The organism is Chitinophaga sp. GbtcB8, from assembly GCF_019091455.1.
Lineage (GTDB): Bacteria > Bacteroidota > Bacteroidia > Chitinophagales > Chitinophagaceae > Chitinophaga.
On sequence record NZ_JAGXJN010000012.1, the window covers coordinates 56,660 to 82,645 of the forward strand.

Sequence of the window (25,986 nt, forward strand, 5' to 3'; positions counted from 1 at the left end):
TTTAAAACAATTAGAAACCAACATTTAAACCCAGTGTATATGTTCTTGGTTGCGGAACAGCGCGGTTATCCACTGCTGTAGCAATGTTTGTGTTATTCCGGTTGTAGTTCACTTCCGGATCAGGGCCGCTGTAACCAGTGATCACAAATGCATTATACACCTGGCCATATAACCGCAGATTGGAGATACCCATTCTGGAAAATACCGGTTGTCTGAAGGTGTAGCCCAGGCCAATGGTACGTGCACGCAGGAAATCACCTTTCTCCAGGAACCGGGTAGAGGTTTGGTTACCTACGTTATCATTCATGTACATTTTAGGAACATCTGTTTCCTGTCCTGGAGTAGTCCAACGGTCCATAATATCTACATAGTTATTCTGGAAATAGTTGGTAAGCATAGCAGATTTGGTAGAGTTGTACACGTAGAAACCTCCAGTGTATACCAGGGATATGTTAAGATCAAAATTCTTGTAGGTAAAGGTGTTATCCCAACCGCCATAGAATTTAGGAATACCGGATTTGCCGGTATAAACGGCATCACGGCTGCTGATAGCAGTAGTATCCTTACCGTCTAATGTCCATCTTTTAGTAACGGGATCGTAAGATTTAATATCACCATTGGCAGCATAGAACATGGAGTTACCATTGTTCTCATCTACACCTGCCCAACGGATCAATTTATACTCGCCTAACGGTCTGCCAACACTTGCAACACCGGCAGAAAAGTTAGCATCTACGATATCAGAGGAAGTTACCAGTCCGGTAACTTTATTCTTAACCCAGGTAAAGTTTACAGAGCTGGTCCAGGTAAAGTCTTTTAATGTTAGTACTGTAGCATTTGCTGTAAATTCAAAACCGGTGTTGTACATAGAACCGATGTTGGTGGTAACAGATGCATTTGGAATACCTACAGTATACAATACAGGGGCATTCAGCAATAAACCGGTAATGTTGTTCTTGAAGTAATCTGCAACAATGCTGATCTTGTTATTAAAGAGGTTCACATCAACACCAATATCCGTTTTCCTGGATGTTTCCCATTTCAGGTTAGCATTACCAGCCTGAGAGGTGGAGAAACCATTTTGTGCGGCATATAAGCCACCACCGTACAGCGTACGGGCGGCATAAGAGCCAATACCGCGGGAGTTACCCACCTGACCGTAGCTGCCACGCAGTTTCAGATAGCTGATAACCGGAACATTTTCCATGAAAGATTCCTGGCTAATTACCCAACCTGCCGATACGGAGGGGAACTTACCCCAGCGGGAACTTTCACCAAATGCAGAAAATGCATCTGTACGGAATGCTACTTCCAGGGAATAGCGATCGTTATAAGTATACCCTACGCGGCCAAAATATGATTCCAGGCCGTTGGAGAACAGATCGCCACCAGACAGCAGCTGAAGGGTGCCACCTGCATCATTACCAGAGTAGGTACCATCAATAATGTTCTTAAAGAACGGGTCTGCAAAGTCAGAAGCACCGGTATAGATCTGTTGTTCTTTGGTGTACTGGTATTCCGCACCACCGGTAAAGGACACACGGTGTTTCTCTGCAAAGGTATGATCGTAGGTGAGAAAGTTCTGCCAGACCCATTGGTTACGGGTTCTGTAATAATCCTGTACCAGGCCGTTAAACCCACTACCTAAACCGGCAATATAAGGGCTGCTATACTGATCTTCAAAGTTGCTTAAGTAATCAACACCAAACTTTGAAGTTACCTTTAAACCCTGAATAGGCTGTATCTCTACATATGCATTACCATAAAGGTCCTGCGGAGTATTATCATTTTTCTGTAATGAAGCAGCTGCAATGGCATTATAAATATTATTCTGTATCAGGTTGGTACCGTTTACAGAATTAATGTTATTACCAAAACCCATTAAACCGTTTGCGCTTAAGTTAAAACCGGTAGCATTATTCGGATTATGCACCGCTACGTTCGGGAATGCATTAATACCGGATACGGTAGCACCTGCCAGGTAACGGTCGGTTAAAATACCTTTGTTCAGCGATTTGGTATAAGCAATGTTGATACCCGCTTTCAACCATTTTTTAGGTGTTACATCCAGGTTCAAACGCGCCTGGCCTGTTTTTAATTCGTTACCAAAGCTGATACCCTGCTGATCTATATAACGTACAGAACCATAGTAAGATACTTTTTCAGCACCGCCAGAGATAGCCACTGAATTATCATGCGTAAAACCAGTACGGTATAATTCATCCAGCCAGTTAGTACGATCCGGTTTACCATCACCATCAATATCACTGTCTTTTGCAATCACTACACCAGCACCAAACCTGTTGGCAGCATTCGCCATTTTCTCATTGTTGATGGTGGTGAACTGATCTGCATTTAACAGTTTAGGCAACCTCGAAGCCTGGCTCCAGCTTACTTTTGAATCAAAAGAAATACGGGCAGTACCGGCTTTACCTTTTTTGGTAGTGATCAGTATTACACCATTGGCAGCCCTCGAACCGTACATTATAGATGCACCTGCATCTTTCAATACTTCAATAGATTCAATATCGTTAGGATTCACCAGTGCTAACGGATTAAAACGTGTTCCGTTACCGCTGTTAAAAAGGTTTACGTTTTCTGTGTTGTTCAGGGGAATGCCATCCATTACGATCAGCGGCAAGGAGCTTGCAGAAATAGAATTCACACCACGTACACGGATGGAAACACCATCACCCAGCACACCACCTGCAGAAGTGATCTGTACACCAGCCACTTTACCGGACAGAGCCTGATCAAAGCTGGGAATGGGCTCAGCAGCCACCTTGTTACCTTTTACCGTTGCAAAAGAACCGGTAATGTCCTTTATCTGTTTGGTACCATACCCTACTACCACTACTTCATCCAAAGCGCGGCGGTCTGGTTGTAATGCAATTGTAATGTTAGTACGGCTGCCAACAGAGATCTGTTGCTCTGTGTATCCAACAAAACTAAACACCAGCACCTGGCCATTGCCCGCGCTGAGTGAATATTTACCGTTAATGTCCGTACTGGTACCGGTTGAAGATCCCTTAATACGAACGGTAACACCCGGCAAAGGCGTGTTCCCTTCTTTTGATGTTACAGTACCGCTAACGGTGCGGTCTTGTGCCATTACACTGAAGATAATGAGCAGCAAGGGTAACAAAAGCTGTAATGTTTTTTTCATAAAAAAACTGACTTGACTTTAGTTGATAGATTTTTAGGAAAGTGAATAGTAAACGGGCTTCATACCTTGCAGTAAGCGATCTGCAAGCATTAGTTGGGTAACTAAGTACATTTCATAAGCGTTATAAGCTGGTTTAGATTAAAAAAATTCTCACTTATATTCTGCGATAATGCCAATAGATTACTGATCCGAAAGCACGCCGTGCTTCGAAGCTGGTTCGCCTAATTAAAACGTGAAGAATCCAACTACAGTAGTGTTGTAACTATTAAAGTTTTCAAAGGTATCATCAATATCAGCTGGGATGTTTACCTGGGAACTTAACGGCTATTATAAGTACAGTTACAAAATTTTCATAGATAGCAGCTCTTCTTAAAGCAGTTGACGTTATACTATTAGCAGGTTGTTGGCAATAGTTCTCTCAGTAACTCAAATGGGATGCTTTAGATAAGCCTTTTTCTCACAATAATGACTTCAAGTTTAGATTCCGGTTTAAATTAGATTTCGGTTACTCTGTGAATAATTCCGATGCAATATATAAAATTAGTAGGAATTTAACATGTACAACTAAAATGTAATTATTATGGCAATGGTTATACGAAGCACAAATGTGTCAGTCTTACATATTGGAAATCATATACTTATCCTATTTCAATAATAGCGGCTGCTAAACTTTTCTAGTAAAAATTTGTAGTAGCATTTTAACTTGTTTAGCAAAAAAGGAGGAGGCTCTTTACAAGAAAGCCTCCTCCTTTTTTTAGTATTAACCGGCAAATTAATCCTTCGTCATAGTCATCGTAGCTGCGCCAAAAGAACCTTCATCTACCGTATTGGTGAGCTTCAGGGTAATGGCAGTAGCACAGGCGTCAATGTCGCCGTTACCTACAGATGTCCAGTTATGATACCCGTACGCAGCTCCAGGAATAGTGATCTGTTTGGGCACTGTAACAGACTGCGTTTTTTCATTCACAGTTAGCTTCAGTGTGCCGCTGGGAAATTCTATCCAGTTATGCAGGGTAAGCACATTGCCGTCAAGGGTAGTGGTTACCTTGTAAGTACCTTCCCAGAAATCAGGATCTTCCATGGTGAAAGTGCCTACCAGGTCATTAATGTCAAGCGGGCATACCTTTTTATATTGTATAGTAAGGCTGGCATCATTGTAGTTTTGTGCATCACCACCGTAAGGCTCTGTACCATCCGTTCTGAAAACAGTTATTAAAGTACCGTCGTTCAGGGTAACATCCGCACCTATTTCAAACACATCGCCTGTTTGAATATCAGCGGCAGTTTTGCCAAAAAGTGTTGCCAGGCTTGCTGCAGTAATATCTACCGCAGTTGGGAACGATGTTATGTCCGCCTTCAGCGTTTTAACTTTGGTTTTGTCGCCATTCAGCACTACTACCACATCCATTTTCTTAGGCTTCACATCATCTTTAAAGAACACGCCCACATTAAACCTGCCTTTAAATGTAGCGGGGTCCTGGATCAATACATCCGTGCTGGTATCCTTTGTGATCTGTGGCAGTACCGTACGGATCAGATCCTCCGGTAACTTCACAGTATCCTTGCGGCAGGCGTTAATGGTAATAATCCCCGCAAACAATATTATTAAGCTCAATATCTTCTTCATACTTTTTGTTTTTAGCATTAACAGTTACTTATCCCAAAATACCGGGTAAGAAGCCGGTTGTTTCTGGTCAGGCGCATTTGCATTTACATTCAGGTCATCATTGCTCCATGGCAGCGATAGCGGATATGCGCGCTGTAATTGTACCTGTATTGTGGGTTGTGCGCCCGGGTGTGTAACATCACCATTAATAGGCGGCTGAAAGCGGCCGCCGGGGGCCATTACAGGATCTTTAGGATTGAACACAACAGGATACCCGGTGCGTCGGTAATCTGTATACTGATCTATGCTGCTGCCAAAGCTGGCAATCCATTTTTCTGTCATGATCAGCTGCAGCTGGCCGGCAGCAGGTTTGGCATTGTATTCAGTCATCACTTTATCCATGTAAGTAGTAGCAGCCGCTGTACCGGCTATCTGGGGCACGCTTTGGCTGGGACCAACCAGTCCTACCACATAATCCACCTGTTTAAAAGACTCTTCCATGGCCGCTTGGAAAGTAGCTCTTGCATCACCCGTGGCAACACCGGCATGCATCAGCTCTGCTTCTATATACAGCACATCTGCATACGTCAGGAACTTATAGGGCGCAGCACCAGTACCGCTGGTACCATCTACTTTATCTGCTTCGCCATCATCATAACGGCCGCCTACCGGGTAAATACCAAACACGGTCATGCTCTGGTCCTGTGACCAGTCACGATTGGGACCAACGGAGCCGAACACAATAGACAGGAAACCGCCATCCCTGTACTCAGAAGGGCTCTGCGGGGCCTGGCTTGGCGTCAGCTGCTGATACATGTAATAAGGCAGCCGCGGGTCCGGGTTACCGGTTAACACGGTTTTGTTATACCCTTTTAATATTTCATAAAACCAGGGGCTTTGATAGTGCGTTTTCTGGCCGGCATAATAATCATTAAAGCCGGGGTTACGGTCATCCGGTGTAGTTCCTTTTCCGTAAGGCAGTAAAAAGCTTTCGGATGTTTCACTGATCAGGTCACCGGAGGCAATGAGCGCATTTACCTGGGTTGATACGTTCTGCACCAGCCTTACCTGGTTATAGAGTTTAAGCTTAATGCTGTTGGCTGCTCTGGTCCACTTCTCTGCATCGCCTCCATAAATAATATCATCAGCAGAAGGTACGGCCGTATTGGCGGCATCCGCATTATTCAGATCGGCAATGGCTCCATCCAGCAAAGTGAATAATTGCGGATAGATGTCAGCTCCTTTATCATACTTAGGAAAACGGATACCATCTGATATCATTTTGTTGGCTTCAGAAAAAGGCACATCTGCAAATACATCCACCAGCTGGCTAATGGCATATGCTTTCAGCACTTTGCCAATACCGGCATAAATGGTATTATTTTCTTCCGTGGCCTGGTTAATGATCACTTCCACGTTTTGCAAACTGCCCAATATGTCAGATCCTACCTGTGCAGGAGAGGCGCTGTACATACCTTTCCAGGCGCCGTTAATATTAAATTCATTCCCATCTGCCCCATATTGGTCAGGGGATTCGCGCACGGTTACCTGGTGCATATACACTGCCAGTACTTCCGTTAACCCGCGGGCGCCGCGGTTATCATTCGTAAACCCAAGTGCATATCCTAACCCCTGTTCTGCTGTGGGTAATAAGCGGTTTAAGGAAGTTTCCTCCGGGTGGTAAGGATCTTTGTTTATATCCAGGAAGTTTTTAGTACAACCGGTCATTATCACCAGCGTTACCAAAGAACTATAGATTAATCTTTTCATTTTTTCCGTTTTTACAGTTTCATAAATTTTAGAACGTAACCTTCAGATTCACACCAAAGCGGCGGGTAGTAGGCGCAGCGGATAATTCAATACCCTGTACATTGGTATTACCAAAGCTGTTAGCTTCGGGGTTAAACCGGGTGTACTTGGGAAAGTTAGGCGCCAGGTACCAGAGGTTACGGCCGGAGAGTGTTAAGGTAACACCACCAATAGGTGTTTTCTTAAAAAGGCTTTTCGGAAAATCATATCCCAGCGTTACTTCACGGAGTGTATACAAAGTAGCATCATATACATTCCATTCCGTTGCAGCATTAATAGCGTAAGATTCACCGAAGTACAGCTCATTCATACTTACTGCAGTTGTATTCCTGATCTTCTCTCCTTTATCATCTAACAGGGGTTTGCCGGTATTGGCATCTCCGTAATAACCCGGAATAATGCGGGCCGTTTCACGGTCTTCTGTATCCCTGGTAACACCGCGGCCCAGCAGGGAGCTGGTGGTTACAGAGTACATATCGCCATGCTGCGTCCAGTCAAACAGGGCATTCAGGAAAAAGCCCTTATAGTTAAGCGAGGTGCTGAAACCTGCTTTAAAGTCAGGGTTCGGATCGCCGATCATACCTTGCTCTGTAGAGCGGATCAATAACCCGGTAGACGGGTCTATCAGCAGGTTGCCCTGATCATCCCTGTAATCTTTGGAACCCCGTAGGTAACCATAAGGTTTACCGGGCTCCAGGTAGGGAGAAATATCCGTTAACACATTGAACAGCGGTACACGTTCCAGGCCAGGCAGCAATTCCCTTACTATGCTCCTGTTCTTGGTGAATACGCCGTGTAATGACCAGGTGAGGTCTTTTGTTTTAACCGGTATAATGTTCAGGTCTAATTCAATCCCTTTGTTGGTTAGCTTCCCAAAGTTGTCTATCACTTCTGTAAAACCGGAAGATGCAGGCAGTGTAACATTAGCGATCAGGTTAGTAGACGTGCGGCTGTACCAGGCAGCATCCAGGGTGATCCTGCTATCCAGGAAGTCTAATGTAGCACCTATTTCAAAGTCCTTGGTGAACTCTGGTTTCAGGTTAGGATTGGCACCTGAAGGGTTTTGTATTAAACCGGACTGGCCCTGGAAAGGTGCGTTAATGCTAAACAGGTTGGTCAGCAGGTAAGGGTCCGCATCGCGGCCTACCTTTGCCCAGCTGCTTCTGATCTTACCAAAGTTCAGCACATGGCTTTCAATACCAAATGCCTGGGTAAACACAAATGAGCCGGCCACACTGGGGTAAAAATAGCTCCTGTTGTTACTGGGCAGGGTAGATGACCAGTCGTTACGGCCGGTTAAGGTTAAGAACGCAAATTGTTTATAACCAAATTCCACATCTCCGAAAACACCCCATAAGCGGCGGCGGAAGTAATCTGTGGAAGGCAGCACACTCTTGGTATTGGCCATGGTGTAAATGCCCGGGGCAACAATCTCATTACCTGTAGAGGTTTCACTCCGCATGGTACGCTGGTTCACGTTATGGCCTACAATAACTTTCAGATCAAAATCCTCATTTTTTAGTTTAGGCGTAAACGTTGATAAAAAATTGGATTCTATTTCCTGGAACTGGTAGCTTTCCTCAATAATACGGCCCTTGCCTTCTGCTGCACGGGATCCTATATCAGTGATTTCCCGGCGGAAGAAGTTATTGGTATTGGTACCTATCTGGTAGCTTACATTCCACCAGGGCAGTATATCATAGCCCAGTTTTATACCGGCCACATAACGGTCGGTAGTAGTGGTAATGGTATTATGTGCCCATGACCAGCGCGGGTTATCATACTGCGCTTTACTGGTTGATACCGGCAGGCCATTAGCATCTTCATAAGGCAGGTTCAGGTCCCAGTTACGGGCCAGGAACAGGTTACGTGCAAAGGACGATGCTGCACCATCTACCTGGTTCTCACCAAACACACCGCCTATCTGGTTGCTACGGGAGTAGGCAAAGTTGCCGCTTACAGTAAGTCCCATATCCAGCCGGGTGCTGCCGCCTATGCTTAAGTTGCCGCGGTCAAAGCTGGAGTTAGGTACATAACCATCCTGCTTCAGGTAAGAGGCGGTGGCGCTCATGGCGGTCTTTTCATCACCGGCATTTACGCTCACAGAGTTTTCATATACAGTACCTGTTTTAAACAGGTCTTTTACGTTGTTGGGATATGCGCGGTAAGCTACTTTACCGGAAGGAAACAGGTCCGGGAAAGCATTTTTATAATCCGTCCAAACATCAATGGAATCCAGGGTTCCAAAGGCAGGGCCCCAGGAACCGTTGGCATTGGCGTAGTTGAACAGCGTACCGGCGCCGTATTTATTCTGGTATACCGGCAGGTTGGATACCGTTTCAAATGCAAGACCGGTAGAGTAGGTGAGCTCTAATCCTTTCTTGGAACGGCTTGCGCTACCGGATTTGGTAGTGATCACCAACGCGCCGTTAGATGCACGGGAACCGTACAATGCTGCTGCTGCCGCGCCTTTCAGCACCGTCATGCTGGCAATGTCATTCGGATCCAGGGAAGATAAACCGCTGGAATAGGCGCCCCCGCCGGATGTTTGGCTGGAAGTAGCTACCTGGTCGTTATTGTACGGAATACCATCTACTACTATCAACGGCTCATTATTGCCGTAAAAAGAAGTATTACCGCGGATGCTGATCCTGGTGGCCGCGCCGGGCGTACCCTGGGAGGTTCTGATATCCACCCCGGCAACTTTACCCTGCAGGCCCTTTAACATATCCGGCTCTGATTTCTGCACCAGTATGTCCGGCTTTACGGTGGTGGCAGAATAACCGATCGATTTTTCGGTACGGCGGATGCCTACGGCCGTTACCACAATTTCCCCCAGCTGTTTGTTATCAGCTGATAAGGCAGTGCTGATGGTAGCTTCGTTACCAACTGTCATTTCCTTACTTAAATAACCGATAAAAGAAAACACCAGGGTAGCGCCCTGGTCTACAGAAATTTTGTAAGTCCCTTCCCCACTGGTATAAACCCCCTTGTTTGTTCCTTTAACTTGTACGGTCACGCCGGGTAAAGGGGAACCATCCTTTATATCCGTAACTTTTCCTGTGACTGTTCGTGATTGGGCAGAAACGTGGAGAGCGCTAATGACTGTGAGAAGCCATACGAGTAGCTCTTTTTTCATAGATGAGTTAGATTTTGGTTGATTAAAGCGATTAACAAGAATAATTTACGTAAAAAAATGTAATTCAGCCTTTAAAAAGTCAAAGTCTGCCGACGAAAAGTTTGTTCAAATTTTAATATTATAAATATTCCTAAATTATCACATAAGGCATTAATTGCTGTAGCAACTATGTAAATCATTAACATAGCTTTAACGACCTGGATAAATATACGGGGCCTGTCAGGGCTAAAAATGGATTAAAAAAATAATCAATAAAGGGACTGTTTTCTTATCTTGATCACCCCTTAAATAAAAAAAGGAAGCCGGGTGGCTTCCTTTTTTTATTTAAGGGGTGACTGTGGTTATTTATCCCACCACACCTTTTCAGTTACTACTTTCAAACCGGGGAAGTTAGCATTTTGCGTAACCTCTGTATTCGGGTACAGTAACCGGGCTGGCATTTGATCAGGACCTAATGCCGTTGCCAGTGATACCACCAGGAAAGTGGGGTAACCGGTACGGCGCCATTCTGACCAGGCTTCAAAACCCTGGTTACCACACATCGCAAAGTACTTTTGCGTAATAATGGCTTTTACCTGGGCATCCAAACCAGTGGCGGGCCATTTGGCTGCCGGTGCATTGGCAATGTAGGCGGCAGCTTCAGGACCCAGGTCATAAGCCGCAAAGCTGGCATTAATACCGTTCACGAAAAGCTGCTGCGCATTAGCGCCTGCCCACCAGCCACGGGCTGCTGCTTCTGACTGCAGGAAATAGCTTTCCTCACCGGAGATCAGCTTCACGGGGGCCAGGGCCGACTGGTCATCCAAACCCTTTGCACCTACAACAGCGGTAGGAATAGAGAAAGGAATTGTTTCTACAATTGTATCAAATGCACCCTGCGTAATACCAACTACTTTATCCAGGTCCTTCACCTTTTCATAAAATACATCTACACGGGGATCCTGGTTGGCGTTCATCTGGTCTACTGCAGAGCTGCTGGCCACCAGGTTCTGGGTCCTGCCCAGGCCCAGTATTTCCGCAAACAGCGGGTTCTGGTTACCACCGGTAGTGCTGTATTGAATAGCCCCATCTTCTGTAAGGAAGGTAGCACCAGCTGCCTGTAAAGCCTTCACCGTATCCTCAGCTGCTGCCGGCAATACCTGTGATAAACGCAGGGCTGCACGCAGCTTTAAGGTATAGGCAAACTGTTTCCACTTGGTCATATTACCTGCAAAAACCAGGTCTTCACTACCCGGCACTGCTTCTGTGTTCACATCGATCATAGCCAGGCCTGTATTTATGAAATAGAATACACTGTCATAAACTACCTGCTGCGCGTCGTAATGCGGGTTGGTAATATCTACATTGTTAGCTTCTTTTACCGGTACATCGCCAAATGCATCGGCCAGCAGCTGGAAAGTATAACCTTTTAAAATGTAGGAGATAGCGGCAGATTGCTGATACTGCGGCGCTGTTTTAGCCTTGTTTATGATCACCTGCAGATCCTGCAGCGCATTGGTGTACAGCATACGCCAGGGCCGGTCAAAAGAAGAGGCATTGATGGAATACTGATCAATGGTTTTGTACTGAGAAGCGCTGGGCGACTGTGTCCAGTACTGCGACCAGATGCCGCCATATATCTGGAACGGGCTGCCTACCACATGCCCGATGGCTGCCTGCGCTGAAGGCAGCAGCAGCGCAACGCTTGCATCTGAAGGCGCGTTCGGATTATCATTTATGTCCAGGAACTTTTTACATCCTGTAAAACTAACAGCTCCCAGTGCCAACACCAGTGCTACTATTTTTATACTGAATTTTTTCATAATTATCATCATTTAAGCAACGTTAAAAACTAGCACGCACATTAAAGCCAAAGTTCCTTAAGGAAGGCTGGGCCGTATAGTCAAACCCTTGCAGGTTGCCGGATCCGGCAGAATTCACCTCAGGGTCTGCATACTTGTTTTCCTTCGGAGTCCAGAGGAACAGGTTGTTACCGAATATGCCAACGGTAATATCACCAAACGGCGTTTTGTTCAGCGTACCCTTGTTAATACGGTAGCTCAGGCTGGCCTGGCGCAGTTTTACGTAAGAGGCGCTTATTACATCCTGGCCTGCAGGCAGAATGCTGGTGTAGTAGGTTTGCGGGTTGTATTTCACAGAAGTGTTGGGCACCAGCTTGCCGGTACCATCATCATACACACTGTTCTCCCATACGCGCGGGTCACGGCCGCCTTCTGCGGTTTCCGCAGCAGTACCTACAAACGTGGTAATGTCTTTGGTCCTGGAATAGAAGTAACCACCCTGCTTGGTATCAAACAGCACGTTCAGTGAAAACCCTTTGTAGTTAATGTTAGTGCCCCAGGATGCCTGGTACTTGGGGTTATAAGAACCCAGGTACACGCTGCCCGGTGTTAACAGCGGCTGGCCGTTTGTTTTGCTTACGATCACATGGCCCTGGTCATCACGTTGCAGGTCCTGCGTATAAAAGGTACCGTAAGGCAAGCCTTCTGCAGCTACTACCGCCATACCGCCGAAACCACCTAATGATACCTGGGAAACGCCTTCCAGGTTCAGATCAACTACTTTATTACGGTTACGGGTATACGTACCATACAGCTCTACGGTTAAACCGCTGGATGTACGGATGGGCGTGCCACGCAGGCTCAGCTCAATACCCTTGTTCTCTACCACACCGGCGTTAATTACCTTGCTTCTGAAGCCGGTAACTTCGGAAATAGGAATGCTTAAGATCTGGTTCTTGGACTTGTTCTGATAGTAAGAAAAGTCTACAGAGATGCGGTTATCCAGGAAGTTCAGCTCTGTACCTATTTCGGATGCAGTGGTGATTTCCGGTTTCAGGTTCGGATTGCCGATACGGATATCCTGGGTTAAGCCGGGAATGCCATTGAAGGGGAAAGTAGTGTTACCAAAACCGCCTGCAATATCGGTTTTAACAAAGTAAGTGTTCAGCAGGTACGGGTTGGCGTCATTACCTACCTGTGCCCAGCTGGCGCGCAGCTTACCATAATTTAAGATCCTGTCGATAGCAGTACCGTTCAGCAGCTCTGTGAATATCCATGAACCGCTTACGCTGGGGTAAAAGAAAGATCTGTTGGCTTTGGGTAAGGTGGATGACCAGTCATTACGTGCCGTTGCATCCAGGAACAGCATATTCCGGTAAGCCAGGTTTAACTGGGAGTACAGGCCCACCAAGCGGCGGCTGCTGTATTCGTTAAACGTATATACCGGACCGTTACTGTTATCCAGGTTGTACCATCCCGGTACTACCATGCCGGCAGAGCGGTTGGTGCTTACTTCAGAAGTGGTGAGCGTACGCTGGCGAATGTTGTTACCTACCATTAAAGAGGCAGTAAAGTCTTTGCTGAACTCTTTTTTGGCGGTGATCATCAGGTCATGTACAATCTCGCTCAGGTTGTAGTTATCTTCTTCATACTTACCTACATCTGACTGTGTGTTGTCACGCTCTGTGTAAAAACCGGATTCATCGGCCGGTACAAAGCTGTATTTAGGATATTTTAATCTTCTGCGGTCAGCATATACATCCGCACCTATTCTTTCCACTACATCCAGCCAGGGCAGGGGCTTATAGCCTAAGGTTATGTTACCGGTAATACGGTCCACATCGTTTTCGTTGCGGTATTTCTGCAACAGAAAATAGGGGCTTACCGTATAGGCGCCATAATAACCGTAAGTTTCCTGCTGGCGTTCGTTAAACAGGCCGCCAAAGCTGTAGTAAGGGTTGCTGAGATCACCCATTTTATCCAAAGGAATATCACGGGGTGTTTGCAGCACGTTATTAAATACAGAACCGGCGCCCTGGCCGCCCTGTATCATATTACTCTTGATCTTGTTATAGTTAATGGAAATGCTGGTGTAGAACTTGTTGCTCAGCTCTGCGCTTCCGTTAAAACGTACACCGTAACGGTTATAGGTATCGTTATCACCTGGCATTACTCCGTCGGAGTTAAGGCTGTTTAGTGATAAGTAATAGGTGGTTTTATCACCACCGCCGGAAAGTGCAATGTTATTATCAGCGGCTTTACCCAGCTTAAAGAAATTCTTTACGTTATCCGTTTGTGCAACATAGGGTTTGCTTAAGCGCTTGCCGCCTATCATCTGACCCCATTCCTTGTTGGTGCCATCGAACTTAGGCCCCCAGCTAAAGTTTTCGCGGAAATCACCTTTACCGTTACCGCCTTGTCCGTAGTCATTCTGGAAATCAGGCAGCTTTAATACGTTGGAAAAAGTAACATTGGAGTTGAAGGTAACTTCATTCTTCTTTTGTCCCTTTTTACCGGTTTTAGTGGTAATGATCAAAGCGCCGTTGGATGCGCGGGAACCGTATAATGCTGCTGCTGCCGGGCCTTTCAGCACTGAAATAGAGGCAATGTCATCCGGGTTGATGTCGTTACCACGGTTACCAAAGTCCACAGAGCTGCGCGCATCGGTACCGCCGGTACGGGAATCGTTATTACCGGTAATGCTGGAGTTATCAATGGGCACCCCATCAATAACGATCAGCGCCTGGTTGTTACCGGAAATGGAAGAACCGCCCCTGAGCACGATCCTGGAGGAGCTGCCCGGTGCGGAGGCTGTGCTGGTAATATTCACACCGGCTACCTTACCGGACAATGCGTTTAATGCGCTGGGGCTGTGCGCCTGTGAAATTTCCTCTGCATTCACCGTAGGCGCAGCGTAACCTAATGAACGCTTATCCCTGCGGATTGCGTTGGCGGTAACCACGGTTTCTGTAAGGTGGGTTACATCCGCCTGCAATACCACATTTATTGTGTTGGATGTTTTTAGCGCTACTTCCTGGTCTTTCATACCTATAGACCGGAATACAAGTGTAGCGCCTTCGGGCGCCTGAATGGTATAGATACCATCGGGGTTAGTTACAGCACCTGTGCTGGTGCCCTTTACAATTACAGCGGCGCCAATTACCGGCTGACCATCATCTGCTGAGGTGACCTTGCCCGTTACGGTACGGCTTTGTGTAAAAGCCTGCCCGGCAAGGAACAGCACTGCCAGCAGAAGAAATAGACTTTTCCTCATAAGCATTGTTTAGTTTGTTGGTGATTTTGTCAAGTAAAAAATGTTAGTCCCCCGGGCCCTTACGGCGCCCGTTAGTGTAAAATGGCTTCCTTTAATAACAATTCTCTTTTGGTTGCTTTGACGAGGGCATATACAATAATAACAGTATCAGTTTTGCGTGGCAAAACGACGGTTTACTACCCGTTCCAATAAGCAAAGTTTCCTTGTTTCCGTTTTAATATTTCTTTAACAGCCCAAAGGTAAGCGGATTTAGAAAAATGGTTTAGATGTTATAACGTGCAAACGGCAAAAATGAATACATTAACCTAAATTATATCTGTATATAAATGATATAAAATATAAAAGATTCAAAAGCATACTAGATAATTATATTGACTTTTCTTATCAAGCTAAGAAAAAATAAGCAAGCGATAGGAATACCGCCTGCGCTCATCAACCAAAATCTAAATCTAGATAATCCAGATTTAAAAAATCTTCATATGTTTTAACGGGGCATACCGGTCCTCCGGGTCAATTGCTAAAGCGCGGGCACACTAATGTAGTGCAGGCACAAACGACCAACGGTTATTCCATGACACTCCGTCTTAAAAAGCTTACCTTATCAGGATAGATTCAGCGTATGCGTTTTCAACAGGTTCAATAAAACCTCATACAGCTCCTCGTTCCGGTGATTATACCGGAACTCGCATTCTTTCAAATGCAGGTACACCGTATTACGGTTCAAACCTTTGAATTTAGCTAAACGATGCTTGGTTAGCCCCCAGAAAGCATCAATATCCTCTGCAGCAATTCCGTTGCTGCTGTCCCCAATGGTTGTATGCTCCAGGCGGTAAAGCCGGTAATGGCCCAAATCCACCACATTATTGAAATGGCGCAACCGTTCTGCGGTCCCGAAGGTTTCCAGCACAGAACGGCCCCTTACAATAGCATGGATCATAGCACGGCTTACATCCGGTAAGATTTCCGTATGCAGACGGTCTGCATGCCGATAAATACCGAATACAATAGGCTTGATAGCACGGCTTACTTCCGGTTTGGCAGCTACGGCAGTATCGCTTCCATTACGATAGTCATAATGGTCACGACGCTCCGGCGGACTAATAACCGGTTTCACCACGTGCTCTGCGGGCTGTTGCTGCTCGCAGTACCTGGCTATTTGCTGACGGATTTTCTTTAGGTAACTGTTTACAGTTACCCTGCTTACCCCACTGATGTTGGCAATTTGGGTAGCGGTGAGATCTTCAGAGAAAAGCTTTAGGATCTCCTTAAATTTTCGCTCGGACAAGTGAGCGCCCTTTAAGTACCTGTTTTTCATTGAACAAGAAGGTTAGAATGGCACTCTAAACCTCCTACTTTTTAATAAGTATGTTGCCTCCTTTTATACAAGTGGTTAAATGGGTGTGATGAATGTGGCATACTAGATTATTTTAGGTAAATAGGTTATCCTGAAAGGGCTTCATTCGTTGCAACAAGTGCTAAAATGCGCACGTCCCGGACCCTCAAGCCCGGGACGTGTTTGATTTAGCAAGCCGCCCTTGTTTAGCTACCTGCTAATTATTTTTTAGCATCATTTAATCCCAGCTTGGAAATTTCAACGTCTTTTTCTTCTTCCAGCGGATCAGCGGTTCCTTTTCGCTGTGCCTGTTTTACCAGCGCTTTTTCCATCCACAATAACAAAGCGGGTAAAATGGTAAGATTAGTGATCATAGCCATGATCAGCGTCAGGGAAGTAAGCCAGCCCAGTGATTTGGTGCCCCCAAACTCACTGAAGCTAAAGATCATGAACCCTGCAAACAGGATCAGTGACGTGTAAATAATGCTTAACCCAGTTTCATTTATGGTTTGCTTTACCGTGGCAGATATATCTGTACCATGGTGCGGCAGCTCCTGCTTAAAGTTCACCAGGAAACGGATGGTAACATCAATGGCTATACCCAGCGCTATACTGAATACCAGTACGGTAGATGGTTTTAGCGCAATGCCCGCCCAGCCCATTACACCGGCTGTTACCGCCAGCGGAATAATATTGGGGATAAGGGAGATCAGCAGCATACGCCAGCTGCGGAACAGGTACAGCATACACCCGATAATAAGTATAAAAGCCAGCACCACGCTTTCCATTAACCCGTTAATGATAAAGCGGCTGCCTTCCAGGAATATTACGCTGGTGCCGGTAAAGGATACTTTGTATTGTGCAGTGTCAAAGATCTGGTTCACTTTCGGTTTCAGGGAATCCAGCAGTATAGGCAGCCTGCGGGAGCCTACATCCGCCATGCTTACGCTCAGGCGGGCCACCTGCCGGGTACTGTCCATAAAAGAGGCTACCAGCTTGGTAAAGTTGCTGTTGCTGCCATTACCGCCTTTCATGCGCAGGTAAGGGGCCAGGAAACCAATGTCAAACTGGTTGGGGATCCGGTAATTGGTGCTATCCCCGTTGTAATAGGCCTGCTTGGCAAATTTAATGCCTTCCGCCACACTCAGGGGGCGGGCAAAATCCGGCTGGGCGGCAATCAGCTGCGTCAATTCATCCAGCTTGTTCAGCGTTTGCAGCCCTATTACGCCGTTCTTCTTTTTGGTATCTACAGTGATCTCCAGCGGCATTACCCCGCGGAAGTTCTGCTCAAAGAATTTCAGGTCAGTATATAAACGGTCGCTCTTGGGAATATCATCCAGCATATAGGCTTCCGGCCGCAGGCGCAGCATGCCCAATACCGCCATTACCACCATTACCAGGGTTACCAGGTACACCCAGGGGCGGTATTTGAACACCAGGGTATTTAACAGGTTCAGCACCGCTTTAAAGGAGCGGTTCTCCAGGTAGCTGGTATGTTTGGTTTTAGGCGGTGGTAAATAGCTGAGTACTGCCGGCAGGAAAATAAAGGAGATCAGGAAAATGAACATAATGTTCGATCCTGCTACCACACCAAACTCTTTCAGCAGCGGGCTTTTGGTAAAATAAAACACGCCAAAGCCAATAGCCGCCGTAATGTTGGTGAACAAGGTTACAATACCCATGCGCTGGATCATGCGCACCAGTGCCTCTGTTTTATTATTATTCTTTGCGTACTCCGTATGGTACTTATTCAAAAAGTACACACAGTTAGGAATCCCGATTACCACGATCAGGGGCGGGATCAAGGCTGTTAGCAGCGTGATCTTATAACCGCATAGTTCAATGGTAGCTACAGACCATATTACGCCAATAGCCACTACTATCATGGACATTACCACTGCGCTGAAAGAGCGGAAGAATGCCAGTAATATCAGCGCCGTTAGTATAAAGGAAAGCTTCAGGAACAGCCGCATTTCATCGGCCACCTTGGTGGCCATAATGGTGCGGATAAGCGGTAAGCCGCTCAGGCGTACCTGCGTGTTATGCTTTTTGCCAAATCCATCGGCTATGCTCATGATCTCACTTACCACGCCTATACGTTTGGCGGAGTTCATCACATCCTTATTAATGCGGATGGCCATCAGGTAGGCATGCGTATCGGGATTATATAACAGCCCCTGGTAAAAAGGCAAGGACCGGAACACGTTTGCCAGGCTATCCATATCAGCAGCAGCCACATGATCCGGGAACGCCTGCACCACCATTAGCTTGTGCGTACTGTCATTCTTCACCAGGTTCACGGCAGCGGGTACACTCAGTATGTTCTCTACTGCTGTAACCTTTTTAATATCCTTATTCAGCTGCACATAATCATTAAAGAACTGCGGTGTAAAAAAGTCTTTGTTCTGCACGCCCAATACCATCATGTTACCATCTTCGCCAAACTGCTCATGAAAATGCTGGTAAGTAATAAATTCAGGATTATCCCTTGGTATGGCGCTGCCGTATTCATAGGATAGCTGTACTTTACTGGCATAATACGCCATAACTGCGGTGCCGGCAAATAATAATAACAATAAAGGTAAGCGGAACTTTAACACCCAACCTGCTAAGCGTTGCCACATAAGGAATTTTTCATTTTTGTAAATGGCGTAAAGGTAAATAAATAATTTACTAATTTGTTGGTGTGACCGTGCTGCAAATTGGCTAATGATAACGTCAGCAGGCTTACATTTGCACATTCGCACATTTGCAAATCCGCACCGTATAATGCGCCCTGTTCTTTTACTCATTCTCTTATTGCTATGCCTGCACCCTTGCCAGGCACAACCCGTGCCTATAGGGCATTGGCGGGAACATTTGCCCTATATGCAGGCACAAATGGTGGTAAGCGGTACTGATAAGGTATTTTGCGCCACCCCCTACGCCCTGTTTTCCGTAAGCGCTGAAGATCATGACATTACCCGCTATACCAAACTGAATGGCCTGCACGATGCAGGGATCAGCGCCCTTGGCGCTAATGAGGGCCTGGTGATCATTGCTTATGAAAATGGTAATGTAGACCTGCTTCAAAACGAGCAGATCGTTAACATCCCCGACATTTTGCGCAAGAACATACAGGGCGATAAAACCATTCACCGTGTTTTCTTTAACAAAGGCCTGGCCTGGTTATGCACCGGCTTTGGAATAGTACTGGTAAATACTGCTAAACAGGAAATTGCAGATACCTACATTATTGGCGACAACGGCGCCTATACCGCTACCTATGCCGTTACCACAGACGGCGCTTATTTTTACGCAGCCACTGCCAGCGGTATTAAACGTGCACCGGTTAGCGGCAGCAATTTAGCCAATTACCAAAACTGGGAACCCCTGATGCAGGGCCTGCGCAGCACAGCCGTGCAGGAGGTAGTGTACCTGCAAAACCGCCTTATTTGCCGGCAGGGCGATAGCCTTTTCCAATGGCAGCAAAACACCTGGGCGCCCTGGTATACAGACGGATGGCAGCTGAATAACCTGAGCCTGAACGGCAACCAGCTGCTGCTCTGCGAATTACAGCCTGCCACCCAGGCTGCCCGCGTACTAAGCCTGGATGGCAATGCCGCCATTACCGCCACCTTACAAAATGAGCTGATCAAAACGCCGGCACAGGCTACCGCGCTTGGTATGGACATCTGGATAGCAGATGCGCAAAACGGGCTGCTGTTATATGATGGGAATAGTTTTACCCGCCTTACGCCCAATGCCCCCGCAGCTATTGCCGGCGGCAACCTGTTATTCATTAACAACAGCCTGTGGGCAACTGCCGGCGCGGTAAACAGCAGCTGGACCGCTACGGGTAACCGTAACGGTTATTTTGTATTTGAAAATGAGGAGTGGCATAACTATAATTACAGCACACAGCCTTACCTGGATGCCCTTACTGACCTGCTGCCCGTTGCGGCCGATGCTGCCGGCAACCGTTACATAGGCTCCTTTGGCAAAGGCCTGCTGGCGCTGGATGCGGCCGGCAGCCATTCCATTATTCAACAGCCCACCTTACCAGGTGCGCTGGACGATCCGCTGGCCTGCCGTGTAAGCGGGCTGGCAACGGATCTGAACGGTAACCTTTGGGCAACCATTTACGGTGCGTATAATGATGTGCTGGTAAAAAAACCCGATAACACCTGGAGCAGCTTCCGCATTCCCTATGCGCATACCGCCAATGCAGTAAGTGATATACTGATAGATGATTACGACCAGAAGTGGATCATTTCCCCGCGGGAGAATGGGCTGTTTGTATTTAATCACGGCAGCGACCTGGCAAATACGGCTGATGACCACTGGATGTTTTACCGCAGCGGTGCGGCCCAGGGCAACCTGCCCACGAATGACGTACGCTGCCTGGCAAAAGATAAAGATGGCTGGATATGGGCAGGCACCTCACAAGGCATTGCCATTTTTCCCTGCGCACAAAATGTATTCAGCAGCGGTTGCAGCGCTTACCTGCCCATTGTACAGCAGGATAATTTTGCCGGTTACCTGTTCCGCGATGAGCAGGTGAACGCCATTGCTGTTGATGGCGCTAACCAGAAATGGGTAGCCACGCAGAACGGCGTATGGCTGATTAACCCTGCCGGTGAAAAAATACTGCTGCATTTTAGTACGGATAACAGTCCCCTGCCGGATAATGCGGTAAATAAAATTGCCATTAACCCCACTACCGGCGAAGTATTTTTTGCCACCCGCTTAGGCCTGGTATCTTACCGGGCCAATGCTACAGAAGGTGCGCCCGGTATGCAAAAAGACAGTGTGCTGGTATTTCCCAACCCTGTGCCCAGCCAGTACAGCGGCACCGTTGCCATTCGTGGACTGGTACAAAACGCCCGGGTAAAGATCACAGACATCAGTGGCAGGCTGGTATTTGAAACCCGTGCCCAGGGCGGGCAGGCAGTATGGAATGGGCAGGACTACACGGGCCACCGCCCGCAAAGCGGCATTTACCTGGTATTTGCAACAGACGATACTGGTGTTGAACACCTGGTAACAAAGATTGCGTTTATTAATTAGCTTTTAGCTGTTAGCCTTTGGCTGTTAGCTATGTATATTTATATTAAATTTAGCGCTCTTGTTGCCTGCAGCTAAAAGCTAATGGCTAAGAGCTAAGCGCTTAAATCATGTTACACAAAACACGCGGCATAGTATTAAGAGTGGTGAAGTATGGTGATACCAGCGTGATCGCAAATATTTTCACAGAGCTTTTCGGCATTCAATCCTATATGGTGAATGGCGTGCGCAGCTCCAAACCCCAGGCAGCCAAAGGCAACCTGCTGCAGCCCGGTAATATACTGGAGCTGGTGGTATACCACCAGGAGCAAAAGAACCTGCAGCGCATTTCAGAATTTAAATCCGGCTACATTTATACCGCCCTGCATTTTAACGTGGTAAAGAACACGGTAGCATTGTACATGATAGAGCTGCTGCAGCGCTGCCTTAAACAACCGGAACAACAGCTGGAGCTTTATTATTTGGCAGAACATGCCTTACAGCTGTTAGACAGCAGCGAGCCGCCTGTTGCAGCTAACCTGCCTTTATTTTTTACGCTGAAGCTGGCGGAAATGCTGGGGTTCCGGCTTAATGGCCGCTGTACGGAATATACGCCTTACTTGGATCTGCAGGAAGGTACGTTTGTAGATCTGCCCCCGCACCATGTTAACCACTTAGACCATGCCAGCAGTGAGCTTACAGACATGCTGTTCCACTGCCAGGAGCTGCAGGCGCTGGGCGCCATAGCTATGACCAAGGAGCGGAGAAGAAAGTTATTGTATTCCTACCTGGATTTTCTAAAGCTGCACATGCCTGATTTTACAGAGCTGCATTCTCCGTCTATACTGCACGAGATCCTGGATGCGTGAGGAAAGCTAATAGTTATCTCTCATATTTCTTTAGCGCTGTTGTTTCCCCGTCAAACACGGCGTAGGTAAAGTAGTTGATCCAGTCGCCCAGGTTAATATAGCGGCTGTCAGGGCCTACCTTCAGGTCCAGCGGCAGGTGGCGGTGCCCATAAATGAAGTAATCAAAATGCTCTTTTTGTAAGATCTCTTTGCTGTAAATGGCCAGCCATTCATTTTCCTCGCCTAAGAATTTTTCCAGCTCTCCGCCGGTAGCAGCGCGGCTTTTGCGGCTAAAGTAATTGGCCAGCCCAATACCCCAGGAAGGGTGCAGCACGGAAAACAGCCAGCGGCATACGGGGTTACGGAATACTTTTTTCAGAAATTTATAACCATGGTCGCCAGGGCCTAAGCCATCACCATGGCCAATATAAAAACGTTTACTGCCTAAGGTATAGGTTTGCGGCTCAAAGTATACGGGAATGCTCAGCTCATCTTCAAAGTAACCATTCATCCACATATCATGGTTACCAATGAATACGGAAATACCAATGCCTTTATCAGATAATTCCGCCAGCTTGCCTAACAGCCGTGTATATCCTTTAGGGATCACCTGCTTATATTCAAACCAGAAATCAAACAGGTCGCCTACTAAAAAAATATGCTGTGCATCTTCCGCTATTTCATCCAGCCATTTTATAATGATCTTCTCTCTCTCCCGGCTGGCAGCCATATTGGGCGCTCCCAGGTGAAAGTCGGACGCGAAGTAGATCTTTTTATTAACAGGCAGTAGTATGTGATGCACGAAAAAATGAATAATTAATAGTTAATAATCTTAATTCCCCTCACCCATGTTCGCGTTTTGATACTCCTCCCGAACGTTGGTAACATCAATCTTCACCGGGTCATCAAAACCATTAAATAAAAATACTTCCCACGCATACTTGGATTTGTTCAGGTCAATGGAAAATATTTCGCCATTGCGTTTTATAAAGTGCAGCTTATACTGGCTGGTGGGTATGATCTTTACTTTCTGTTGGGTAATGAACTGCCTGGCCTCGTTCATGTACTGCTGGTTGGTGGCTACAATACCATCAAAATCCTTAGCGCCAAAATCAACTTTCAGCTGGCGCAGCTTGCCCGGGCCGGGCGTATAAAATACTGCACAGCGTTCTTTAATTTCCAGCATGCCGGTTTCGCTGCTGTCAGCGCCACCGCCTGCATTACAGGAAAACAGGGAAAAAAGGATGGCTGCCGCAATGAGGACCTTCGTCATAGATCGATAATATGCTTAACAGAACAGCGTCCCGATAAGCTACCAGGACGCTGTTGTATGATTACTTAAATATGTTCTATCCTATTCATCCACCAGGAACACGTATACTTCCTTGGGGCCATGTACCCCCACTACCAGTGTTTTTTCAATATCTGCCGTACGGCTGGGACCTGTTGCAAAGGAAATGGCCGAAGGCAGCTCCCCATTATAACGGTCCTTTAAGCGGTTAATGGCATCTTTCAGATCAAACACCAGCTGGTGTGTATAAGCTATTACCAGGTGTACCGGCGTATATACCGGCAATGCCCGGCCTGATGGCTGTGCCGCGCTCAGTACCATGGTACCGGTGCGGGCTATTAAATATTCACAGTCGGTAATGGCTGCTTCGGCGGTATGCATATCGCCCTTATTAATAAAGGGCAGCTGCCCCAGCTTAAAGGCTTTTAGTAAAGCCGGTGTCTGGCAATATACCTGGCTCCACTCTTTATGTTCGGCCAGCGCCTGCAGGTTCTCCACCAGCTCCTGTTTGCTGGTGCAGTAAATAAACTTACCCTGCAAACGGGCAAATTCTTCTGCAAACTTCAGCTCCAGGCCTTCGTTCTCCGTTTTAAAAACGGAATTGTTGCCTTCCGAATTAGGGAAAGGCAACTGTACCGATTGACTTAATGCATTCCGTACCCGTTTAAGAATATTCTCTTTAGCAGGGGAGATCTTCATATCCCATTACGCATTAACAGGTGTGGGAGAAGGGTTGATGATATCTGCAGGATGTACCCCGTCTGTAGTCATACCTTCCTTGTTGATGATATGCTCTTTATGCGTATCATAAGGGCGTTTACCGATCAGCCTTTCCAGGTCTGCCTGGTATAACACCTCTTTCTTCAACAGCTCCTGCGCCAGCACTTTCACATTTTCGATGCGCTCTGTAAGCAGGGCTTTGGTTCTTTGATATGCTTTATCTATCAGCTGACGTACTTCTTCGTCGATCATTTTGGCCGTTTCCTCAGAGTAAGGCTTGGTAAAAGCCTGGTCACTGTTAGGATCGTAGAAGGAAACGTTGCCCACCTTATCGTTCATACCATACACGGTTACCATTGCGTAGGCCATGCGGGTAATTACCTGCAGGTCATTCTGCGCGCCGGTAGATACTTTGCCGAAAACAAGGTCTTCCACTGCACGGCCGCCCAGGGTCATGCAAATATCGTCCATCAGCTGCTCGGTATTGTACAGGTATTGTTCTTTAGGCAGGTATTGCGCATAACCCAACGCAGCTACACCACGCGGTACAATGGTAACTTTTACCAGCGGGTTGGCATGCTCCAGGTACCAGCCGCAAATAGCGTGGCCGGCTTCGTGGTAGGCAATTACTTCTTTTTCTTCCGGGGAAATGATCTTGTTCTTCTTCTCCAAACCACCTATTACACGGTCTACTGCATCGTTAAAATCTTCCATTTCCACTTCATTCTTGCCTTTACGGGCAGCTATCAATGCAGCCTCGTTACATACGTTGGCAATATCGGCGCCGGCAAAACCGGGGGTTTGGGCGGCTAACCTTCTGATATCTAAATTGGGAGATTTTTTGATGGGTTTCAGATGCACCTCAAAAATGGCTTCGCGGCCTACCAGGTCCGGTTTGTCAATGGAGATCTGGCGGTCAAAGCGGCCGGGGCGCAGCAGGGCGCTGTCCAGCACATCCGGGCGGTTGGTAGCTGCCAGGATAATGATACCGCTGTCTGTACCAAAACCATCCATTTCCACCAGCAGCTGGTTCAGGGTGTTCTCGCGCTCGTCATTGCTCATCATCACATTCTTACCCCTTGCACGGCCAATAGCATCAATTTCATCTATGAAAATAATACAGGGTGCTTTTTCACGGGCTTGCTTAAACAGGTCGCGTACTCGGCTGGCGCCTACCCCTACAAACAGCTCCACAAAGTCAGAGCCGGACATAGAGAAGAAAGGCACCTGCGCCTCACCTGCCATGGCTTTGGCCAGCAGGGTTTTACCGGTGCCCGGAGGGCCTACCAGCAAAGCGCCCTTAGGTATTTTACCACCCAGGGCAGTATATTTTTTTGGCTGTTTCAGGAAGTCCACGATCTCCATCACCTCTACCTTTGCCTCATCCAGTCCTGCCACATCATTGAAGGTGATATTTACGCGGGTACCTTTATCAAACAGGGTAGCTTTGGATTTACCGATGTTGAAGATTCCGCCGGGGCCGCCGCTGCTGCCTGCAGGGCCGCCCATTTTACGCATCAGCAGTATCCACAGACCAATGATCAGGATAATAGGTAACAGCAGCTGGAACACCGGTTCAAACCAGCTTTGCCGGTCCACGTAATACACGTTTACCCGGTCTTCTGTTTTCACGGCTGTTTGCGCTTTATCCAGGTCGGCTTTAAAGCTTTCCTCGCTACCTATGCTAAACTGAAAATGCGGGCCGGGATTGGATGCTCCAAAACGGCCTTTTGATACTTTTTCGTATTTGGGTTCGTTCAGCTTTTCTTTCTTGATGTATACCTCTACATATTTCTTGTTCACTACAACCAGCTTGTCCACATCTCCCGGCTGTAAATAATCCAGCTGGAACTGCTGAAAGCTGATCTCTTGCGGCTGTGAACGAAAATCGAGGAAGTTCATAGCCAGCAGGGCTATGCCAATAAAGGCATATACCCAGTATATATTGAACTTGGGTCCTTTCTTAGGCGATTTGTCCGAACCTTTCATAAAAT

14 protein-coding genes are annotated in these 25,986 nt (G+C 46.9%); 2 read left to right on the top strand and 12 right to left on the bottom strand.

Annotation, left to right across the window (positions count from 1 at the left end; translation table 11 throughout):
• Window positions 1-10: 10 nt before the first annotated feature.
• The 8 genes from KVT36_RS13065 to KVT36_RS13100 all read right to left on the bottom strand — a co-directional run bounded on the left by KVT36_RS13065 (window position 11) and on the right by KVT36_RS13100 (window position 18,732).
• Window positions 11-3,166: a TonB-dependent receptor gene (locus KVT36_RS13065; RefSeq protein ID WP_217603944.1), complete on the bottom strand. Its 3,156-nt coding sequence runs from the start codon at window positions 3,164-3,166 to the stop codon at window positions 11-13.
• Window positions 3,167-3,938: 772 nt separating this feature from the next.
• Entirely contained in the window at window positions 3,939-4,793 is an 855-nt protein-coding gene (locus KVT36_RS13070; RefSeq protein WP_217603945.1) for a hypothetical protein, read from the bottom strand.
• Window positions 4,794-4,817: 24 nt separating this feature from the next.
• The gene (locus KVT36_RS13075) at window positions 4,818-6,542 is read right to left on the bottom strand and encodes a SusD/RagB family nutrient-binding outer membrane lipoprotein (protein WP_217603946.1); all 1,725 of its coding nucleotides are present in this window, start codon (window positions 6,540-6,542) and stop codon (window positions 4,818-4,820) included.
• A gap of 28 nt (window positions 6,543-6,570) precedes the next feature.
• The gene (locus tag KVT36_RS13080; protein WP_217603947.1) at window positions 6,571-9,720 is read right to left on the bottom strand and encodes a SusC/RagA family TonB-linked outer membrane protein; all 3,150 of its coding nucleotides are present in this window, start codon (window positions 9,718-9,720) and stop codon (window positions 6,571-6,573) included.
• A 341-nt stretch (window positions 9,721-10,061) separates the two neighbouring features.
• Window positions 10,062-11,522: a SusD/RagB family nutrient-binding outer membrane lipoprotein gene (locus KVT36_RS13085; protein ID WP_217603948.1), complete on the bottom strand. Its 1,461-nt coding sequence runs from the start codon at window positions 11,520-11,522 to the stop codon at window positions 10,062-10,064.
• 22 nt (window positions 11,523-11,544) lie between these two features.
• The gene (locus KVT36_RS13090) at window positions 11,545-14,775 is read right to left on the bottom strand and encodes a SusC/RagA family TonB-linked outer membrane protein (RefSeq protein WP_217603949.1); all 3,231 of its coding nucleotides are present in this window, start codon (window positions 14,773-14,775) and stop codon (window positions 11,545-11,547) included.
• A 601-nt stretch (window positions 14,776-15,376) separates the two neighbouring features.
• On the bottom strand, window positions 15,377-16,060 hold the full coding sequence (locus KVT36_RS13095) for a hypothetical protein (protein ID WP_089906659.1): 684 nt from the start codon (window positions 16,058-16,060) through the stop codon (window positions 15,377-15,379).
• Window positions 16,061-16,329: 269 nt separating this feature from the next.
• Window positions 16,330-18,732: an RND family transporter gene (locus KVT36_RS13100; protein ID WP_217603950.1), complete on the bottom strand. Its 2,403-nt coding sequence runs from the start codon at window positions 18,730-18,732 to the stop codon at window positions 16,330-16,332.
• Between the two features lie 145 nt (window positions 18,733-18,877).
• Between KVT36_RS13100 and KVT36_RS13105 the strand changes: the two genes are divergently transcribed.
• Together KVT36_RS13105 and recO are read left to right on the top strand one after the other, a co-directional pair.
• The gene (locus tag KVT36_RS13105) at window positions 18,878-21,157 is read left to right on the top strand and encodes a T9SS type A sorting domain-containing protein (protein ID WP_217603951.1); all 2,280 of its coding nucleotides are present in this window, start codon (window positions 18,878-18,880) and stop codon (window positions 21,155-21,157) included.
• 107 nt (window positions 21,158-21,264) lie between these two features.
• Window positions 21,265-22,002: a DNA repair protein RecO gene (gene recO, locus KVT36_RS13110; protein ID WP_217603952.1), complete on the top strand. Its 738-nt coding sequence runs from the start codon at window positions 21,265-21,267 to the stop codon at window positions 22,000-22,002.
• Window positions 22,003-22,015: 13 nt separating this feature from the next.
• Here the strand turns inward: recO and KVT36_RS13115 are convergent, their stop codons facing one another.
• From KVT36_RS13115 to ftsH, 4 genes are all read right to left on the bottom strand, one after another.
• Complete coding sequence (locus tag KVT36_RS13115) at window positions 22,016-22,783, bottom strand: UDP-2,3-diacylglucosamine diphosphatase (RefSeq protein ID WP_368670022.1); 768 nt, start codon at window positions 22,781-22,783, stop codon at window positions 22,016-22,018.
• Window positions 22,784-22,813: 30 nt separating this feature from the next.
• Window positions 22,814-23,254, bottom strand: coding sequence for a hypothetical protein (locus KVT36_RS13120; protein ID WP_217603953.1), 441 nt, complete (start codon window positions 23,252-23,254; stop codon window positions 22,814-22,816).
• An 81-nt stretch (window positions 23,255-23,335) separates the two neighbouring features.
• Entirely contained in the window at window positions 23,336-23,971 is a 636-nt protein-coding gene (locus KVT36_RS13125; RefSeq protein WP_217603954.1) for a lactate utilization protein, read from the bottom strand.
• 6 nt (window positions 23,972-23,977) lie between these two features.
• Window positions 23,978-25,981 (bottom strand): ATP-dependent zinc metalloprotease FtsH, encoded by a 2,004-nt coding sequence (gene ftsH / locus KVT36_RS13130; protein ID WP_254639973.1) that lies wholly within the window; start codon window positions 25,979-25,981, stop codon window positions 23,978-23,980.
• Window positions 25,982-25,986 lie beyond the last annotated feature (5 nt).

Excerpts from the sequence above, each read along its gene's own strand:
- KVT36_RS13065 (WP_217603944.1), bottom strand. The coding sequence starts at position 3,166 with ATGAAAAAAACATTACAGCTTTTGTTACCCTTGCTGCTCATTATCTTC.
- KVT36_RS13070 (WP_217603945.1), bottom strand. The coding sequence starts at position 4,793 with ATGAAGAAGATATTGAGCTTAATAATATTGTTTGCGGGGATTATTACC.
- KVT36_RS13075 (WP_217603946.1), bottom strand. The coding sequence starts at position 6,542 with ATGAAAAGATTAATCTATAGTTCTTTGGTAACGCTGGTGATAATGACC.
- KVT36_RS13080 (WP_217603947.1), bottom strand. The coding sequence starts at position 9,720 with ATGAAAAAAGAGCTACTCGTATGGCTTCTCACAGTCATTAGCGCTCTC.
- KVT36_RS13085 (WP_217603948.1), bottom strand. The coding sequence starts at position 11,522 with ATGAAAAAATTCAGTATAAAAATAGTAGCACTGGTGTTGGCACTGGGA.
- KVT36_RS13090 (WP_217603949.1), bottom strand. The coding sequence starts at position 14,775 with ATGAGGAAAAGTCTATTTCTTCTGCTGGCAGTGCTGTTCCTTGCCGGG.
- KVT36_RS13100 (WP_217603950.1), bottom strand. The coding sequence starts at position 18,732 with ATGTGGCAACGCTTAGCAGGTTGGGTGTTAAAGTTCCGCTTACCTTTA.
- KVT36_RS13105 (WP_217603951.1), top strand. The coding sequence starts at position 18,878 with ATGCGCCCTGTTCTTTTACTCATTCTCTTATTGCTATGCCTGCACCCT.
- recO (WP_217603952.1), top strand. The coding sequence starts at position 21,265 with ATGTTACACAAAACACGCGGCATAGTATTAAGAGTGGTGAAGTATGGT.
- KVT36_RS13120 (WP_217603953.1), bottom strand. The coding sequence starts at position 23,254 with ATGACGAAGGTCCTCATTGCGGCAGCCATCCTTTTTTCCCTGTTTTCC.
- KVT36_RS13125 (WP_217603954.1), bottom strand. The coding sequence starts at position 23,971 with ATGAAGATCTCCCCTGCTAAAGAGAATATTCTTAAACGGGTACGGAAT.
- ftsH (WP_254639973.1), bottom strand. The coding sequence starts at position 25,981 with ATGAAAGGTTCGGACAAATCGCCTAAGAAAGGACCCAAGTTCAATATA.